This is a genomic window from Corynebacterium hylobatis (assembly GCF_003955685.1).
Classification (GTDB): domain Bacteria; phylum Actinomycetota; class Actinomycetes; order Mycobacteriales; family Mycobacteriaceae; genus Corynebacterium; species Corynebacterium hylobatis.
This window is the reverse complement of the sequence record NZ_RXHJ01000005.1, coordinates 97,278-114,420: the sequence shown is the minus strand read 5'-3', so window position 1 is coordinate 114,420 and position 17,143 is coordinate 97,278. Positions and strand designations below refer to the sequence as shown.

Below are 17,143 nucleotides of genomic sequence, written 5' to 3'. Positions count from 1 at the left end.
GACGTCCCGGACACCTCCCGGCCAGTCATGGCAGTCAGTAACTGGCGTTGTGCCCAGGCCCCATAGCCCGGACAACGTTATAGAGAAATCGAGAAGCGAATTCCCACCGCTCCATCACGGATGTGGGACAAGCGAGGAAGAGGATAAGCGTGGCCGGACAGAAGATCCGCATTCGGCTTAAGGCCTACGACCACGAGGCGATCGACGCATCCGCTAAGAAGATCGTCGAGACTGTCACCCGTACGGGTGCCCGCGTCGTTGGCCCGGTGCCGTTGCCCACCGAAAAGAACGTGTACGCCGTTATTCGTTCTCCCCACAAGTACAAGGATTCTCGCGAGCACTTCGAGATGCGCACCCATAAGCGCCTGATCGACATCCTCGACCCGACGCCGAAGACGGTTGATGCCCTCATGCGCATCGACCTTCCGGCCAGCGTCGACGTGAACATTCAGTGATCGACGAAATACTTGGCAGCGGAGAATAAATAATGAGTGAGAACGAGATCAAGGGCATTCTGGGCACCAAGCTCGGCATGACTCAGATCTTCGACGACGAGAACCGTGTCATCCCGGTCACCGTCGTTGAAGCTGGGCCGTGCGTGGTGACCCAGATTCGTACCAAGGAAACCGATGGCTACAACGCCATCCAGATCGCCTACGGCGAGATCGATCCGCGCAAGGCCAACAAGCCTGCCGCAGGTCACTTCAAGAAGGCCGGTGTGACCCCGCGTCGCCACGTGACTGAGATCCGCATGGACGACGTCACCGGCTACGAGGTCGGACAGGACATCACCGTCGAGATCTTCGACGGCATCCAGTTCGTCGACGTCACCGGCACCACCAAGGGCAAGGGCTTTGCCGGCGGCATGAAGCGTCACGGCTTCGCCGGTCAGGGCGCCTCCCACGGTAACCAGGCCGCGCACCGCCGCGTCGGTGGCATCGGTGCCGCCGCTACGCCGGGCCGCATCTTCAAGGGTAAGAAGATGGCAGGCCGCATGGGTAATGACCGCGTCACCACCCAGAACCTCAAGGTTCAGAAGATTGACGCCGATGCCAACCTGCTGCTCATCAAGGGCGCAATCCCGGGTAACCGTGGTGGCATCGTGACCGTTAAGACCGCAGTGAAGGGCGGTGCTCACGCATGACCAATCTGAAGCTCGACGTCCACACCGCTGACGGTAAGACCGACGGACAGGTTGAGCTGCCGGCCGAGATCTTCGACCGCGAGGTGTCTGTCGCCCTGCTGCACCAGGTCGTCAACGCCCAGCTCGCCGCCGCCCGTCAGGGCACCCACTCCACCAAGACCCGTTCCGAGGTCGCTGGTGGTGGCCGCAAGCCGTACCGCCAGAAGGGAACCGGCCGCGCCCGTCAGGGCTCGATCCGTGCTCCGCACTTCTCCGGTGGTGGCATCGCCCACGGCCCGAAGCCGCGCGACTACAGCCAGCGCACCCCCAAGAAGATGAAGGCCGCCGCACTCGCAGGCGCCCTGACCGACCGCGCACGTAACTCGCGTATCCACGTGATCACCGAGCTCGTCCCGGGTCAGGACCCGTCGACCAAGTCGGCACGCACCTTCATCGAGCGCCTGACCGACCGCAAGTCGGTTCTGCTCATCGTCGGCCGCGAGGACCTCAACGCCCGCCGCAGCGCCAACAACCTGCCCGGTGTCCACATTCTGGAGGCCGCGCAGCTGAACACCTACGACGTCCTCAACTCGGACGACATCGTGTTCTCCGTTGAGGCTCTGCACGCCTTCATCAACCGCAACAACGTTGCGGACCAGGAGGAGAACAACTAATGGCAAAGATCGCTAACCCGCGTGACATCATCATCGCCCCGGTTGTCTCGGAGAAGTCCTACGGTCTGATGGAGCAGAACGTCTACACGTTCCTCGTCGACCCGGCCTCCAACAAGACCCAGATCAAGATTGCCGTGGAGAAGATCTTCGGCGTCAAGGTGGACTCCGTGAACACCGTGAACCGCGACGGCAAGCGCAAGCGCACCCGCACCGGTTACGGCCAGCGTAAGAACACCAAGCGCGCCTACGTCACGCTCCGTGAGGGCAGCGACTCCATCGACATCTTCGGCGGCTCCGCCTCCTAAGGGTCGAGAGAAAAGGACACATTATGGCTATTCGTAAGTACAAGCCGACAACTCCGGGTCGCCGCGCAAGCTCCGTCTCCATGTTCGACGAGATCACTCGCTCGACCCCGGAGAAGTCGCTGCTGCGTCCGATCCACAAGACCGGCGGCCGTAACACCCACGGCCACATCACCACTCGCCACAAGGGTGGCGGACACAAGCGCCGTTACCGCCTCGTCGACTTCCGTCGCAACGACAAGGACGGCGTGCTGGCCAAGGTCGCTCACATCGAGTACGACCCGAACCGCACCGCGAACATCGCACTGCTCCACTACTTCGACGGCGAGAAGCGTTACATCCTCGCTCCGAAGGGCCTGAAGCAGGGCACCGTCGTGGAGTCCGGCGCCAACGCCGACATCAAGGTGGGCAACAACCTGCCGCTGCGCAACATCCCGACCGGTACGACCATCCACAACGTCGAGCTGAAGCCGGGCGCCGGCGCCAAGCTCGCACGTTCCGCTGGTTCGTCCATCCAGCTGCTGGGTAAGGAGGGCTCCTACGCTGTCCTGCGTATGCCGTCCTCCGAGATCCGCCGCGTCGACATCCGCTGCCGGGCAACCGTCGGCGAGGTCGGTAACGCCGAGCAGATCAACATCCGCTGGGGCAAGGCCGGCCGTATGCGCTGGAAGGGCCTGCGCCCTTCCGTCCGTGGTGTCGTGATGAACCCCGTCGACCACCCGCACGGTGGCGGCGAGGGCAAGACCTCGGGTGGTCGCCACCCGGTGTCGCCGTGGGGCCAGAAGGAAGGCCGCACCCGCAACCCGAACCGTTACTCGAACAACATGATCGTGCGTCGCCGCCGGTCCAACAAGAAGCGCTAAGAGGAGGTAAAACGATATGCCACGCAGCCTGAAGAAGGGCCCGTTCGTCGATGAGCACCTCCTCAACAAGGTGGATGCTCAGAACGAGGCCGGCACCAAGCAGGTCATCAAGACCTGGTCCCGCCGTTCCACCATTCTCCCCGATTTCATCGGCCACACCTTCGCCGTCCACGACGGTCGCAAGCACGTGCCGGTGTTCATCGATGACTCCATGGTCGGACATAAGCTGGGCGAATTCGCACCCACCAAGACCTTCAAGGGTCACATCAAGGACGACAAGAAGGGACGTCGATAGCGATGAGTGACACCATCACCTCCGCGCGCGCGACGGCCAAGTACGTCCGCACCTCCTCGCTGAAGGCGAGCCGTCTTCTGGACCTGGTCCGCGGCAAGTCCGTCTCCGAGGCACTCGCAATCCTGAAGTACGCTCCGCAGGATGCGGCCAAGGCCATCGCCAAGGTCGTCGCTTCCGCAGCAGCCAACGCCGAGAACAACTTCGGCCTGGATCCGCGCACCCTGGTCATCTCCGAGGCCTACGCCAACGAGGGTCCGACCATGAAGCGTTTCCAGCCGCGTGCTCAGGGCCGTGCTTTCCAGATCCGTAAGCGTTCGACCCACATCACCGTTGTGGTCGAGAGCCAGAAGGAAGGGGCCAAGTAAGTGGGCCAGAAGATTCATCCTCACGGCCTCCGGTTGGGCATCACTTCCGAGTGGAAGTCCCACTGGTTCGCCGAGCAGAACTACGCTGACTACGTCGCCGAGGACATCAAGATCCGCGATTTCCTGTCCAAGGGCATGGATCGCGCGGGCATCGCTGATGTCGTCATCGAGCGCACCCGTGACCGCGTCCGCGTCGACATTCACACCGCCCGTCCGGGCATCGTGATCGGTCGTCGCGGTGCTGAGGCCGACCGCATCCGCCGTGAGCTGGAGAAGCTCACCGGCAAGATGGTCGCCCTCAACATCCTCGAGGTCAAGAACATCGACGCCAACGCCAACCTGGTTGCACAGTCCATCGCTGAGCAGCTGGTCAACCGCGTTGCCTTCCGCCGCGCAATGCGCAAGGCCATCCAGTCGGCCATGCGTCAGCCGCAGGTCAAGGGCATCAAGGTCGTCACCGCAGGTCGTCTCGGCGGTGCCGAGATGGGCCGCGTCGAGCGCTACCACGAGGGCCGCGTGCCGCTGCACACCCTCCGCGCCGAGATCGACTACGGCACCGCAGAGGCCCACACCACCTTCGGACGCATCGGCGTCAAGGTGTGGATCTACAAGGGTGACGTCGTCGGTGGCCGTCGCGAGTCCGAGATCAACGCACCGGCCGAGCGCCGGGGTCGCGGCGGTGACCGTGACCGTCGTCCGCGCCGCGGTGGCCAGCGTCGTCAGCGCGCCGAGCAGAAGCAGGAGGGCTAAGAATGCTTATCCCTAAGCGCGTCAAGTACCGCCGCCAGCACCGTCCGACCCGTTCGGGCATCTCCAAGGGTGGCAACAAGATCAGCTTCGGTGACTACGGCATCCAGGCTCTCGAGCCGGCCTACGTCACCAACCGTCAGATCGAGTCCGCACGTATCGCCATCAACCGCCACGTCAAGCGTGGTGGCAAGGTGTGGATCAACATCTTCCCGGACCGTCCGCTGACCCAGAAGGCACTCGGTGTGCGTATGGGTTCCGGTAAGGGCCCCGTCGAGAAGTGGATCGCCAACGTCAAGCCGGGCCGCATTCTCTTCGAGATGTCCTACCCGGATGAGGCAACCGCCCTCGAGGCTCTGCGCCGCGCCGGCCAGAAACTGCCCTGCAAGGTCCGCATCATCAAGAAGGAGGACCAGTTCTAATGGCAACCGGTACCCCCGCCTTCGAGTTCCGCGAGCTCGACGCCACTGAGCTCGAGAACCGCCTGACCGAGGCCAAGGAAGAGCTGTTCAACCTGCGCTTCCAGCTGGCCACCGGTCAGCTGACCAACAACCGCCGCCTTCGCACGGTCAAGCGCGACATCGCCCGCATCTACACCGTCATCCGCGAGCGCGAGCTGGGCCTGTCTGTCGTTCCGGGAGCTGAGGCTTAATCATGAGTGAGGCAAACGTGAACGAGAACCAGAAGGGCGCCCGCAAGGTCCGCGAGGGCATCGTCGTGTCTGACAAGATGCAGAAGACGATCGTCGTCGAGCTCGAGGACCGTAAGCAGCACGCCCTCTACGGCAAGATCCTGCGCACCAGCTCCAGGGTGAAGGCGCACGACGAGGAAAGCGTCGCCGGCATCGGCGACCGCGTCCGCATCGAGGAATGCCGTCCGCTGTCCAAGGACAAGCACTTCCGCCTCGTTGAGGTCGTCGAGAAGGCCAAGTAAGCCCCCGCTTATCGACGCCTGATCGTCCCCCGGCCCCGCCACAACCCATCCGGTTGTGCGCGGGGCCGGGTTTTTTCTGCTATCAAGGTTGTTCATGGTTTCTTCTGATCTCCTCGCCGCCCGCTTCGCCCGGGAGGCGGCCGAACAGGGCCTGCCCGTGACCTGGCGACCGGTGCCCGCCTTTCCGGGCTTCTATGATCTGCCCGCCGCCGGGGATCTTGCGCAGGTGTCCCGTGTCGGTGAGACCAGCCTGGGGGAATGCGGGGTAGAGACCATCCTGAACGTGGTCAGTCTGCTGGGATCCCAGTGCCGTCGCGCCGCCGTGGAGGGAGTGGTGTTCTCCCCGGGGACGGTCACCGCCTCAGTGCAGGGCACGGAGATACAGCTGCACGGTGGTGTCCCGCGGGAACTGGTGACCGCGATCCCCCTGATTACGGGACCAGGCTTTCACAGCGTGGGTGTCCATGCGACGGGTCGGATTGATGTCGAGACCGACCCCACCGACGGCAGCGCGGTGCTTCTGCAGGCCCGTCTGGAACCGGTTATCACTGCTGCGGACCGCCTCGGGGAGCTGCTGGCCACCGCACCCCTCGATGAAGAGCAGGCCCGACGCGAACTCAACCTCACCGTGCCCGTGGCCGGCGGTCGCAGCGCCGCACAGTTCTTCCTCGACTCGACTCCGGAGTCGGTGCTGTCGGCGCAGTTGCTGGCGGACATGGTGGAGATGTTCCTGGACATCATGGAACTGGTCTCCCCCGTGCAGCTGACTTCCGTGGACAGCCGGGTGGTGAGTCTCTCCGCGGTGGGGACAGGGGTGGACACGGGTGCTCTCGTGGCCGCGGCCGGCCGGGCGGCGGAGAGGGCCCGGCAGCTGCCCGCCTGGCGGGAGATCCACCACCGCGCGCGGGAGGAGTCGGGGGGCGGGCCCGTAATGGAACCATTGCCTGAGCTGTGGGTAACGGACGCGAACCTGGCCTCCGCGCAGGCGGAGTTGTGGGCCGGCTGGATGACCGCCCAGGAACCGGCGGGCAGCGATTTCGAGGCCCGGATCCGGGCGGTGGTCACGAAGGCGATCCCGGACTGAGCAGCACCGCCGGCACACCAGTGGAGGCGGCCGTCAACCGGCCGCTGATACCGCATCCCGCAGACGGCTCACTGATTCCGGTGCCGTCTCGATAACATCCCCATTCCTGCAGACAACCCCCAGGTGAGGGGGCCACATGCTTTACTGGGCTCATGGCACCCCTGGGCAGGCTGAAACGAATCGGCGGCGGGCTGATGTCACTCGCCCTCGGCGTGGGATCCCTCATCGCCTGCGGGCTCCCCGACGCCACCCCCGTCGTGGAAACGCTGCAGGACCAGGCACGCGCGCACGGACTGGAGCAGCGCATTGACTACCGGACGCAGGCCAGCGGGGTATTGGGTGCCTATCCCACCGCCGTCTCCGCCTGGGAGGATGCCACCCGGGAGGACGTGCGGGCGATGGTCGCCCTGCTGCAGGAGAACACGGAGGCCACCCGGGAGGCGGGATTCCGGAACTTCCGCTTCCATGTCAACCTCTATGTCGACCAGACCCGCCTGGAGCTGCGTCACGCCCCCTCAGATGAACTGGCCGGGGTGCTCATCGACCTGATTGCACCGGGTGTCGCGCGGGTCTCCGCCGCCACCCCCGGCCACCTGGACGTCGCCGCCGAGGAAACCGCCCACGGACACATGGTCGCCATGGCGGAGCGGGTGGGGGAGTCGATCGTCTCCTCGCGCGAGAAGGCCGGCCTGTCGACTGCATCCCACCTTGAGGTGCGCACACCAGGGTGGTCGGCCAACCTGGTCCTCCAGGCCACGGGGCAGCACCCCCTCACCCCGGAGCATTTCCGCAGGCACCTGGATCTGGCCGCGGAACTCCAGATGGCGGCGGAACCCATGCGGCTGGACCGCATCCTGGTCCGTGCGGGGCAGGGCATGGACCTCACGATCCACCACGGGCTCTTCGACCCTGCCCTGTTCACCACCCTCGCCGAGACCGCCCCCGCCGGCACGGCCCTGATCGTGCACGCGCAGACCGGTTCAGCCCTGCACGCCGTCATCGGGGGAACTTCCCCGGAACCTCCGCGGAATACGGCGGAGGAGGGGCTGCGGGAGGTCGTCGAGAAACCGGTCTGAGGCCGGGGCCGGGATTTGGATTCCGGCCTGCAGATATGGTTCACTGTCCAGGTTGACCGTACTGGTCGTTGAGGTGTGCTTATTTTCCGGGCCCCTCAGCGAGACCCCTCGACCGCCCGCTGTTCCGCAGGCAGGTTCGTTGACAGGTTCGGGAAGCAAGCAAGACATAGACCAGGTGCGTCCAGGCCGGAAATCTGGCGCACATCAATCCAGGTCAAGGAGACCCATCGTGATCCAGCAGGAATCGCGTCTCAAGGTCGCCGACAACACCGGTGCACGGGAGATTCTGTGCATCCGCGTGCTCGGCGGTTCCGGTCGACGCTTTGCTGGCATTGGCGACACCATCGTCGCCACTGTCAAGGAGGCCGCCCCGGGCGGCAACGTGAAGGCCGGCGAAATCGTCAAGGCCGTCATTGTCCGCGCCAAGAAGGAGACCCGTCGTACCGACGGCTCCTACATCCGTTTCGATGAGAACGCTGCCGTTATCATCAAGCCTGACAACGAGCCCCGCGGTACCCGCATCTTCGGCCCTGTCGCACGCGAACTGCGCGACAAGAAGTTCATGAAGATCGTGTCGCTGGCTCCGGAGGTGATCTAGTTGAAGATTCACAAGGGCGATATGGTCCTCGTCATCTCTGGCCCCGATAAGGGCGCCAAGGGCAAGGTCATCCAGGCGTTCCCGAAGACCGACAAGGTCCTCGTCGAGGGCGTCAACCGCATCAAGAAGCACGTCGCCGACTCCTCTCAGGAGCGTGGCGCACAGTCCGGCGGCATCGTCACCCAGGAGGCACCGATCCACGTCTCCAACGTGATGGTCATCGACTCGGACGGCGACCCGACCCGCGTCGGCTACCGCTTCGACGAGAACGGCAAGAAGGTCCGTATCTCGCGTCGTAACGGGAAGGACATCTAGGCATGAGCGAGAACTACACCCCCCGTCTCAAGACCCGCTACCGCGAGGAGATCCGCACCAAGCTCGGTGAGGAATTCTCCTTCGACAACGTCATGCAGATCCCCGGCGTCGAGAAGGTCATCGTCAACATGGGCGTCGGTGACGCCGCCCGTGACTCCAAGCTGATCAACGGTGCCCTCGAGGACCTCACCCTGATCACCGGCCAGAAGCCGCAGCTGCGTCGCGCCAAGCAGTCCATCGCGAACTTCAAGCTCCGCGAGGGCATGCCGATCGGCGCGAAGGTCACCCTGCGTGGCGACCGCATGTGGGAGTTCCTGGACCGTCTGCTGACCGTGGCCCTGCCGCGTATCCGTGACTTCCGCGGTCTCTCCGACCAGCAGTTCGACGGCCACGGCAACTACACCTTCGGCCTCACCGAGCAGACCATGTTCTACGAGATCGACGTCGACAAGATCGATCGCCCGCGTGGTATGGACATCACCGTCGTCACCACCGCGACCGACAACGACGAGGGTCGTGCTCTGCTCCGCGAGCTCGGCTTCCCGTTCAAGAAGTAGTCACCTGCCCCGCAGTTGAATCAGCGACGCCCCCTGGTACCCCCGGTACCAGGGGGCGTCGCTGATTCATGTTGTCTCCCGGATCCCTCGGTTCGGCCACCGAAGAGGAACGTGGCAGCCTCACCCCGGAGGCGAACGCCGAGTTCCTCCGGAGATGGGCAGCCTGGGTGGATTCCGTCGGGGACTCACTGGTTGATCCGGGCGCGCCGTTGCACCAGAAGATACGCCTCACCTCGACCGGCGCAGACCGCTTCGAGGACACCAAGGTCGCGTACGCGATCGTCGAGGCCCCATCCCAGGAGCAGGTCCTGCAGATGTTCGCCGCGCACCCGCATCTCGGTCTCCTGACGGGCAACTCGATCGACGTGCTCGAGTGTCCGGCCCCGCCGGCCTGAGTGGAGGATGTCTCAGACCTTCTCCTCCCGGCCTGCGTTGTCGGGGGATGAGCAGGATGATGGAGACCAGGACGGTGAGGGTGTCCCATCCAGGGTCGGGACCCTGCCCCACCGTCGAAAGAACGACACACGGGGCGTCGATAAGCGGACTACCGGGGGTCGGTGACCTCCGGACCCTCCTCCACCTGCGGGGTGGGCACGACCGGGGGAGTGAGGACGGAGGCGGTCAGGACGGTCGCCGAGTAGTTCAGGAAGCTGATGTGGCCCTCGAAACGGTCGATGACATCGTCGATGAGCTGGCCCTGCGTGAGACCGTAGATGTCGTAACCCTCGGAACCTGTCTCGGTGAAGACCTCCAGACGGAGGTACTCCTGGATCCTCGGGGAGGGGCGGGCGCCGAAGGTCGGCACAGCGGTCGGCACCGCCCCCACCCGGTAGAGGAACGTGCGCTCCTCCGGGATGTACACATGCAGCGAGTGGGTCGGCAGCGAGGTCAGCTCGTCACCCTCGGAGGTGTAGGACACGTTGTATCCCTGCTCCCCGAACTCTGCGGCGACCTGCTCCAGCGCCGGGGCGACGGTCTCCTCGAGGTAGCGGTGGGAGGCCTTCTCCGAGGGGTAGTTGCGGACACCCGCCAGGCGCTGACGCCAGTTGCGCTCGGGGGCCCGGCCACCTGTCGCGGCCTCGGTGCGTCGGCGCAGGGTCTGGCCCTCACGGTCGGCCTTCTCCATGCGCAGCGCCTTGGTGAAGGAGAACATGACCAGGTAGGCCACGATCGTCACCGGCAGCGCGAAGATCAGTGTCGCGTACTCCATTGTGACCACGCCACCGGCGAGCAGCATCGCGATGGTGAGCACCGCGGTGATCACTGCCCAGTAGATGCGCAGCCATTTGGGGCCGTCCTCCGAGGGGTTGGGGATGGAGGAGGAGAAGTTGGACATGACCATGGCGCCGGAGTTGGCGGAGGTCAGGTAGAACAGCAGGCCGGACAGGGTGGCCAGGCCGATGAGGAACATTGCTCCGGGGAACATCTCGAGCAGGGCGTACCAGCCGCGCTCCGGGCTCTCGATGGCCAGCTGCCCGAAGGCGGTGTTGCCCTGGAAGACGACCTCATTGATGGCGCTGTTGCCGAAGAGGGAGACGATCACCAGGTCACAGAGCACGGGGATGGTGATGGCGGCGATGACGAACTCCCGCAGGGTGCGGCCACGCGAGATACGCGCCAGGAACAGGCCGACGAACGGACCCCACGCCAGCCAGAACGCCCAGAAGAACAGGGTGTTGCCGGACATCCACTCGCCACCGTCGACCTCATAGCCCATGGTCTGGGTGATGCGCTGGGGCATGGTCCACAGGAAGCGCCCGATGTTCTCCACCAGGGAGTTGAGGAGGAAGGCGGTCTTGCCGGTGACGAGGATGTAGAGCATCATCGCGGCGGCCACCCAGAGGTTGAGCTCGGAGATGATGCGGATGCCCTTGTCCACGCCCGAGGTACAGGCCGCGATGGTCATCACGACAGCCACGGCGACGAGGGCCACCTGCATTCCCAGTCCCTGCGGCAGGCCGAAGAGCAGGGAGAAACCGACGTTGAGCAGCACGACACCGATGCCCATGGAGGTGGCGACACCCATCACGGTGCCCACCAGGACGATGATGTCGAGGATGTCACCGGTGGCGCCGCGCACCCGTCGGCCCAGCAGCGGGTAGAGGGCGGCACGGATTGACAGGGGCATGCCCCAGCGGTAGGCGAAGTAGCCCATGGCCATGCCAAGCAGCGAATACATCGCCCAGCCGGCCATGCCGTAGTGGAACATGGTCCAGATGACGGAGTCCTGCAGGGCCGCAGGGCTCTGCGGGTCCGCGTTCGGCGGGTTGATGTAGTGGCTGATGGGGCCGGTCACGGAGTAGAAGAGCATGTCGATGCCCACGCCGGCGGCGAAGAGCATGGCCACCCAGGTCACCAGGCGGTACTGGGGACGGGAGTGGTCGGGCCCCAACCGGACGCTGCCCTCCCGGGAGAACGCGACCCAGATGACGAAGCCGATCACGATGGTCACGGTGACCACGTAGACCCAGCCGAGGTTGTCGCCGACCCACAGCACCAGCGACTGCATGGTGGCGGCGGCGTGCGCGGGGGCGAAGACCGCCCAGAGGGAGAAGGCCAGGATGACGGCCGAGGAGATGCTCAGCACCCGCCAGTTGACGCGGATCCGGGTGTCCTTGGGGATTTCCGACGCGCCCTTCAGCAGCTCCTTGGAGGAGGTGGGCGGACGGTTCTCCTCCCGCTCGGTATCGCGCGGGGTGCGTTGGCGGGTCCGGAGCTTGTCGAGGGGTTCAGAAAGTTTCTTCAGTTTCTGTTCGGGCGCGCTGATGTCCTCGGGGTCAGCCATAGGGCGTTCACTCTCTTTCGCTCACGCCGGGGAGATTCCCGGCAGACGTAAAGCAGCGGAGCCCGTGGTCGACGCATCGTCCCCCTTGCGTCGATCGTACCGCCGACGATCGGCTCTCCACGGGATTTCGCTGCACACAACCTTGCTCTCCCTCAGAATTAATACGAGGGGAGACGGTTCAATGATAATGAAATGATCATTGTCGTCAAGGATGCGGGGAGCTTCCTCCTCTGCACCGGGTTCCGGCGATGGAACCGTGTCTGAGGGGCGATTTTGTTCTGCCCCCGCGAGGGGGTAGCCTTGGCCGCTGGACTTGTGTCTGCCCCTGTGGGGCGCCCAGGACCATCCAAGAACTGAACATCCAACTTTGTTGCAGGCCCCCCGCCAACACTGGCGACCGGGTGGAAAGTGGCAGCGAGCGCCCCGGACTACTGAGTCCGCGGGAGCGTCAAGTGGCCCGACGGAACACCCGGTGAACGCCCCGGTGGGAAGGGAACCGCAGCAAGAAAGGTAAACGGTCACCACATATGACCATGACTGACCCCATTGCCGACATGCTGTCGCGCGTGCGCAACGCAAACCATGCGCACCACGAGACCGTGTCGATGCCTTCCTCCAAGCTGAAGATCAACATCGCGGAGATCCTCAAGCAGGAGGGCTACATCGCCGACTACAACCTCGAGGACGCCAAGGTCGGCAAGACCCTGTCCCTGGAGCTGAAGTACGGCCCGTCCCGCGAGCGTTCCATCGCTGGTGTCCGCCGCGTCTCCAAGCCGGGTCTGCGCGTGTACGCCAAGTCCACCAACCTGCCGCAGGTCCTCGGTGGCCTGGGCGTGGCGATCATCTCCACGTCCCAGGGTCTCCTGACCGACCGCCAGGCAACCGAGAAGGGTGTAGGCGGAGAAGTCCTCGCCTACGTCTGGTAAGGGAGGATCAAGCAACATGTCGCGTATCGGCAAAAACCCGATCACCATCCCCTCCGGCGTCACCACCACGGTGAACGGCCAGAACGTCGAGGTCAAGGGTCCTAAGGGCACCCTGTCCTTCGAGGTTCCGGCCCCGATCGCCGTCGCCGTCGAGGAGAACGAGATCGTTGTCACCCGTCCGGATGACAACCGCCAGAACCGTGCACTGCACGGTCTGTCCCGCTCGCTCGTCAACAACCTTGTTGTCGGTGTGACCGAGGGCTACACCATCAAGATGGAGATCTTCGGCGTGGGCTACCGCGTCCAGGCCAAGGGCAAGAACCTCGAGTTCGCCCTCGGCTACTCCCACCCGATCCTCATCGAGGCCCCGGAGGGCATCTCCTTCGCGGTTGACGGGAACACCAAGTTCTCCATCACGGGTATTGACAAGCAGCAGGTCGGACAGATCGCCGCCAACATCCGTCGTCTGCGGAAGGACGACCCCTACAAGGGCAAGGGCATCCGCTACGAGGGCGAGCAGGTCCGCCGCAAGGTCGGAAAGACGGGTAAGTAAGCATGAGCAACACTGCACAGAACACCAAGCGCACGCCGGTCGGCAAGGACATCTCCACCCGCCGACGCGAAGCCCGCGCACGCCGTCACTTCCGTATCCGCAAGACCCTGCGTGGCACCCCCGAGGCGCCGCGTCTGGTCGTGCACCGCACCTCCCGCCACCTGCACGTCCAGGTCATCGACGACCTGGCCGGCCACACCCTGGCTGCCGCCTCCACCATGGAGCCGGACGTCCGCGCTCTCGAAGGCGACAAGAAGGCCAAGGGCGCCAAGGTCGGCGAGCTGATCGCCGAGCGTGCCAAGGCAGCCGGCATCGAGCAGGTCGTCTTCGACCGTGCGGGCTACAAGTACCACGGCCGCATCGCCGCTCTGGCTGACGCCGCCCGTGAAGGTGGTCTGAAGTTCTAATGACCACCACCATCATGAACATCTACGGAAGGATCGCGTAATGCCGGGACGTGAACGGCGTGACGGCGGACGCACCGCCGACAGCAACACCAACGAGCGCAACGACCGTCGTGGCGGCAACCGCCGCGACGATCGCCGCAACCAGCAGCAGGACGAGCGCAACCAGTACATCGAGCGCGTCGTCACCATCAACCGAGTCTCCAAGGTCGTCAAGGGTGGTCGTCGCTTCAGCTTCACCGCTCTCGTGATCGTGGGCGACGGCCAGGGCATGGTCGGCGTCGGCTACGGCAAGGCCAAGGAAGTTCCGGCCGCTATCCAGAAGGGCGCCGAAGAGGCTCGCAAGAACTTCTTCCGCGTTCCGATGGTCGGTGGCACCATCACCCATCCGGTCCAGGGTGAGGCCGCAGCGGGCATCGTCATGCTCCGCCCGGCTGCCCCGGGTACCGGTGTCATCGCCGGTGGCGCAGCCCGCCCGGTGCTTGAGTGCGCCGGTATCCAGGACATCCTCTCGAAGTCCCTGGGCTCCGACAACGCCATCAACGTCGTCCACGCCACCGTGGCCGGCCTGAAGCAGCTCGTCCGCCCCGAGGAGGTTGCCGCACGTCGCGGTAAGACCCTCGAGGAGGTCGCACCGGCTCGTATGCTGCGTGCACGCGCAGGTCAGGAGGCGTAGACCATGGCACTGAAGATCACCCTCGACAAGGGTCTCATCGGCGAGAAGCCGAAGACCCGTGCAAACCTGCAGGCCCTGGGCCTGCGGAAGATCCGCCAGTCCGTGATCAAGCAGGACAACGATGCCACCCGTGGCATGCTGCATGTCGTGCGCCACCTGGTCACCGTTGAAGAAGTGGCAGGGGAGTAGTAAAACATGAGCGATATCATCAAGCTCCACGATCTGCGCCCGGCCAAGGGCGCAAACAAGCCGAAGCACCGCGTCGGTCGCGGTGAAGGCGGCAAGGGCGGCAAGACCGCCGGCCGCGGCACCAAGGGCACCCACGCCCGCAACAAGGTGTCGGCAGCATTTGAGGGTGGCCAGATGCCGCTCCAGATGCGTCTGCCGAAGCTCAAGGGCTTCAAGAACCCGAACAAGGTCGTCTTCCAGGTCGTCAACGTTTCCGACCTCGAGAAGGCCTTCCCGAACGGTGGCGACGTCACCGTGGCCGACATCGTCGCAGCGGGCCTCGTGCGCCCGAAGCAGCCGGTGAAGGTTCTGGGTAACGGCGATCTCGGCGTCAAGCTGAACGTCACCGCAACCAAGTTCTCCAAGTCTGCCGTCGAGAAGATCGAGGCAGCAGGCGGTTCCGTCACCGAGGCTTAGACAGCTTCCCGACGCCCGCGTCGTACCGCACCCCCGCACTGTTCACTCAGTGCGGGGGTGCGGTCTTTTTGCTGCGGGATCAACACGACCCACCCGATGGTAAGCGCGATGACCGGGGAGAAGATCGAGACGGCTGCTGCCACGCCGAGCCAGGCGAACGCGTTCGCACGCCGGACGGAGACGGCGTCGAGAAGCAGGGGCATGCCCCGCGATCGGTGCTTACGGGGGAAACAAAAGTGTTAAATAGGCCGCAAATCAGACTATGCGCGGGGCGCTGGTAGGCTGATCGAGTCAATCGTGTCAATTCCCTCACCCCTGGCATACGCATGTCAGTTCTGTGGGGCCAGGAGGCTTCGTGTCCGCCATTATCCAGGCATTCAAGGACGTCGACCTGCGCAAGAAGATCATCTTCACAGTGCTGATGGTGATCATCTATCGCATAGGTGCGCAGATCCCGTCGCCGGGCGTCGACTATGCGTCAATCAGTGGTCGCCTGCGTGATCTCACCCAGGAGCAGGGCAGCGTCTATTCGCTGATCAACCTGTTCTCGGGTGGCGCGCTACTGCAGTTGTCTCTCTTCGCCATCGGCATCATGCCGTACATCACGGCGTCGATCATCGTCCAGCTGCTCACTGTCGTCATCCCGCACTTCGAGGAGCTCAAGAAGGAGGGGCAGTCGGGACAGGCGAAGATGATGCAGTACACCCGCTACCTCACCCTGGCTCTGGCCCTGCTGCAGTCCTCCGGCATCGTCGCCCTGGCGGACCGCGAGCAGCTGCTGGGCCAGGGCATCTCCGTCCTCGCCGCGGACCGCACCCTGTGGGACCTCATCATCCTGGTCGTGACCATGACCTCGGGAGCCATACTGGTGATGTGGCTCGGTGAGCTGATCACCGAGAAGGGCATCGGCAACGGCATGTCGCTGCTCATCTTCGCAGGTATCGCCACCAGCCTGCCGACCGACGGCATGAACATCCTCCAGACCTCCGGTGGCGTGATGTTCGCCGTCGTGCTCGTCGCCGTCGTCATCCTCGTGGTCGGTGTCGTCTTCGTGGAGCAGGGGCAGCGCCGCATTCCGGTGCAGTACGCCAAGCGTATGGTCGGACGTCGTCAGTACGGTGGCACCTCCACCTACCTGCCGCTCAAGGTCAACCAGGCCGGCGTCATCCCGGTGATCTTCGCTTCCTCACTGATCTACATGCCGGTGCTCATCACTGAGATCGTCAACTCCGGCTCGACCGCGACCGCTGACAACTGGTGGCAGCGCAACGTCATCCAGTACCTGCTCACCCCGGCATCCTGGCAGTACATCGTCCTGTACTTCGTCCTGATCATCTTCTTCTCCTACTTCTATGTGTCGGTCCAGTACGATCCGGCTGAGCAGGCGGATAACATGAAGAAGTACGGTGGCTTCATCCCGGGCATCCGTCCGGGACGGCCGACCGCGGAGTATCTCGGTTTCGTCATGAACCGTCTGCTCTTCGTCGGTGCCGCCTACCTCGGCATCATCGCCGTGCTGCCGAACATCGCGCTCGACCTGGGCGTGGGCAACAGCAGCGCCGGTATGACCGCCTTCGGCGGCACGGCCATCCTCATCATGGTGTCGGTCGCCCTGACCACTGTGAAGCAGATTGAATCCCAGCTTCTCCAAAGCAACTACGAAGGACTGCTCAAATGAGACTTGTACTCCTCGGACCCCCCGGTGCCGGCAAGGGCACCCAGGCCGTCATCCTCTCCGAGAAGCTGGGCGTGCCCCACATCTCCACCGGTGACCTCTTCCGCGCCAACATCGGTGAGGGCACCCCGCTGGGTGTCGAAGCCAAGCAGTACATCGACGCCGGCAAGCTCGTGCCGACCGATGTCACCGCCCGCATGGTCAAGTCCCGTCTCGAGGAGGCTGACGCCACCGGTGGTTTCCTGCTCGACGGCTTCCCCCGCACGGTGGAGCAGGCCGGCATCCTCAAGGACCTGCTGGCCGAGAACGGCCACGAGCTCGACGGTGTGCTGAACTTCCAGATCGCCGAAGACGTCGTCGTGGAGCGCATGCTCGCCCGCGGCCGTGCCGATGACAACGAGGAGACCATCCGCACCCGTCTCGGCGTCTACCGCGATGAGACCGCCCCGCTGATCGAGCACTACGGTGACAAGATCATCACCATCGAGGCCGAGGGTGAGGTCGAGGAGATCAACGACCGCGCCATGAAGGCTCTGGGCAAGTAACC

The 17,143-nt window shown here is 64.4% G+C and carries 26 protein-coding genes; 25 read left to right on the top strand and 1 reads right to left on the bottom strand.

Features of this window, described 5'->3' with window-relative positions; translation table 11 throughout:
• The first annotated feature begins 149 nt into the window (after positions 1-149).
• From rpsJ to EAH68_RS04605, 17 genes are all read left to right on the top strand, one after another.
• The gene (rpsJ, locus tag EAH68_RS04685) at positions 150-455 is read left to right on the top strand and encodes a 30S ribosomal protein S10 (RefSeq protein WP_003848085.1); all 306 of its coding nucleotides are present in this window, start codon (positions 150-152) and stop codon (positions 453-455) included.
• 32 nt (positions 456-487) lie between these two features.
• A complete protein-coding gene (gene rplC / locus EAH68_RS04680) occupies positions 488-1,144 on the top strand; it encodes a 50S ribosomal protein L3 (protein WP_126120174.1) in 657 nt (218 codons plus the stop codon).
• Entirely contained in the window at positions 1,141-1,797 is a 657-nt protein-coding gene (rplD, locus tag EAH68_RS04675) for a 50S ribosomal protein L4 (protein WP_126120173.1), read from the top strand. Before rplC ends, rplD begins: the two co-directional genes overlap by 4 nt.
• Positions 1,797-2,102 carry a 50S ribosomal protein L23 gene (gene rplW / locus EAH68_RS04670; RefSeq protein WP_126120172.1) on the top strand — a complete coding sequence of 102 codons (306 nt, stop codon included), beginning with the start codon at positions 1,797-1,799 and terminating at the stop codon, positions 2,100-2,102. The genes rplD and rplW overlap by 1 nt, the downstream gene beginning before the upstream one ends.
• Positions 2,103-2,125: 23 nt before the next feature.
• Positions 2,126-2,962 carry a 50S ribosomal protein L2 gene (gene rplB / locus EAH68_RS04665; RefSeq protein ID WP_126120171.1) on the top strand — a complete coding sequence of 279 codons (837 nt, stop codon included), beginning with the start codon at positions 2,126-2,128 and terminating at the stop codon, positions 2,960-2,962.
• Positions 2,963-2,978: 16 nt separating this feature from the next.
• Positions 2,979-3,257: a 30S ribosomal protein S19 gene (gene rpsS / locus EAH68_RS04660; protein WP_126120170.1), complete on the top strand. Its 279-nt coding sequence runs from the start codon at positions 2,979-2,981 to the stop codon at positions 3,255-3,257.
• Between the two features lie 2 nt (positions 3,258-3,259).
• Positions 3,260-3,622, top strand: coding sequence for a 50S ribosomal protein L22 (gene rplV, locus EAH68_RS04655; RefSeq protein WP_126120169.1), 363 nt, complete (start codon positions 3,260-3,262; stop codon positions 3,620-3,622).
• On the top strand, positions 3,623-4,372 hold the full coding sequence (gene rpsC / locus EAH68_RS04650) for a 30S ribosomal protein S3 (RefSeq protein WP_126120168.1): 750 nt from the start codon (positions 3,623-3,625) through the stop codon (positions 4,370-4,372).
• A 2-nt stretch (positions 4,373-4,374) separates the two neighbouring features.
• Complete coding sequence (gene rplP, locus EAH68_RS04645) at positions 4,375-4,791, top strand: 50S ribosomal protein L16 (protein ID WP_126120167.1); 417 nt, start codon at positions 4,375-4,377, stop codon at positions 4,789-4,791.
• Positions 4,791-5,021 carry a 50S ribosomal protein L29 gene (rpmC, locus tag EAH68_RS04640; RefSeq protein ID WP_126120166.1) on the top strand — a complete coding sequence of 77 codons (231 nt, stop codon included), beginning with the start codon at positions 4,791-4,793 and terminating at the stop codon, positions 5,019-5,021. The genes rplP and rpmC overlap by 1 nt, the downstream gene beginning before the upstream one ends.
• 2 nt (positions 5,022-5,023) lie before the next feature.
• Complete coding sequence (gene rpsQ / locus EAH68_RS04635) at positions 5,024-5,302, top strand: 30S ribosomal protein S17 (protein ID WP_126120165.1); 279 nt, start codon at positions 5,024-5,026, stop codon at positions 5,300-5,302.
• A 94-nt stretch (positions 5,303-5,396) separates the two neighbouring features.
• Positions 5,397-6,386, top strand: a complete 990-nt coding sequence (locus EAH68_RS04630) for a hypothetical protein (RefSeq protein WP_126120164.1) — start codon at positions 5,397-5,399, stop codon at positions 6,384-6,386.
• A gap of 152 nt (positions 6,387-6,538) precedes the next feature.
• The gene (locus EAH68_RS04625) at positions 6,539-7,462 is read left to right on the top strand and encodes a hypothetical protein (RefSeq protein WP_126120163.1); all 924 of its coding nucleotides are present in this window, start codon (positions 6,539-6,541) and stop codon (positions 7,460-7,462) included.
• Between the two features lie 229 nt (positions 7,463-7,691).
• Complete coding sequence (gene rplN / locus EAH68_RS04620) at positions 7,692-8,060, top strand: 50S ribosomal protein L14 (RefSeq protein ID WP_126120162.1); 369 nt, start codon at positions 7,692-7,694, stop codon at positions 8,058-8,060.
• On the top strand, positions 8,061-8,375 hold the full coding sequence (rplX, locus tag EAH68_RS04615; protein ID WP_126120161.1) for a 50S ribosomal protein L24: 315 nt from the start codon (positions 8,061-8,063) through the stop codon (positions 8,373-8,375).
• Positions 8,376-8,377: 2 nt separating this feature from the next.
• Entirely contained in the window at positions 8,378-8,932 is a 555-nt protein-coding gene (gene rplE / locus EAH68_RS04610) for a 50S ribosomal protein L5 (RefSeq protein ID WP_126120160.1), read from the top strand.
• A 68-nt stretch (positions 8,933-9,000) separates the two neighbouring features.
• Positions 9,001-9,327 (top strand): hypothetical protein, encoded by a 327-nt coding sequence (locus tag EAH68_RS04605; RefSeq protein ID WP_126120159.1) that lies wholly within the window; start codon positions 9,001-9,003, stop codon positions 9,325-9,327.
• A gap of 149 nt (positions 9,328-9,476) precedes the next feature.
• Here the strand turns inward: EAH68_RS04605 and betT are convergent, their stop codons facing one another.
• Positions 9,477-11,717 carry a choline BCCT transporter BetT gene (gene betT / locus EAH68_RS04600; RefSeq protein ID WP_126120158.1) on the bottom strand — a complete coding sequence of 747 codons (2,241 nt, stop codon included), beginning with the start codon at positions 11,715-11,717 and terminating at the stop codon, positions 9,477-9,479.
• 527 nt (positions 11,718-12,244) lie between these two features.
• Here betT and rpsH point away from each other — a divergent pair.
• The 8 genes from rpsH (at position 12,245) to EAH68_RS04560 (ending at position 17,141) form a co-directional block, all read left to right on the top strand.
• The gene (gene rpsH / locus EAH68_RS04595) at positions 12,245-12,643 is read left to right on the top strand and encodes a 30S ribosomal protein S8 (protein ID WP_126120157.1); all 399 of its coding nucleotides are present in this window, start codon (positions 12,245-12,247) and stop codon (positions 12,641-12,643) included.
• Positions 12,644-12,659: 16 nt separating this feature from the next.
• Complete coding sequence (rplF, locus tag EAH68_RS04590) at positions 12,660-13,196, top strand: 50S ribosomal protein L6 (RefSeq protein WP_126120156.1); 537 nt, start codon at positions 12,660-12,662, stop codon at positions 13,194-13,196.
• Positions 13,197-13,198: 2 nt separating this feature from the next.
• Entirely contained in the window at positions 13,199-13,603 is a 405-nt protein-coding gene (rplR, locus tag EAH68_RS04585) for a 50S ribosomal protein L18 (protein ID WP_126120155.1), read from the top strand.
• A gap of 40 nt (positions 13,604-13,643) precedes the next feature.
• Positions 13,644-14,276 (top strand): 30S ribosomal protein S5, encoded by a 633-nt coding sequence (gene rpsE, locus EAH68_RS04580; RefSeq protein WP_126120154.1) that lies wholly within the window; start codon positions 13,644-13,646, stop codon positions 14,274-14,276.
• Between the two features lie 3 nt (positions 14,277-14,279).
• Entirely contained in the window at positions 14,280-14,465 is a 186-nt protein-coding gene (gene rpmD, locus EAH68_RS04575; RefSeq protein WP_126120153.1) for a 50S ribosomal protein L30, read from the top strand.
• Positions 14,466-14,471: 6 nt separating this feature from the next.
• The gene (gene rplO / locus EAH68_RS04570) at positions 14,472-14,921 is read left to right on the top strand and encodes a 50S ribosomal protein L15 (RefSeq protein WP_126120152.1); all 450 of its coding nucleotides are present in this window, start codon (positions 14,472-14,474) and stop codon (positions 14,919-14,921) included.
• A gap of 355 nt (positions 14,922-15,276) precedes the next feature.
• Positions 15,277-16,599, top strand: coding sequence for a preprotein translocase subunit SecY (secY, locus tag EAH68_RS04565; RefSeq protein WP_126120151.1), 1,323 nt, complete (start codon positions 15,277-15,279; stop codon positions 16,597-16,599).
• On the top strand, positions 16,596-17,141 hold the full coding sequence (locus EAH68_RS04560; protein WP_126120150.1) for an adenylate kinase: 546 nt from the start codon (positions 16,596-16,598) through the stop codon (positions 17,139-17,141). Before secY ends, EAH68_RS04560 begins: the two co-directional genes overlap by 4 nt.
• The last annotated feature ends 2 nt before the right edge of the window (positions 17,142-17,143 follow it).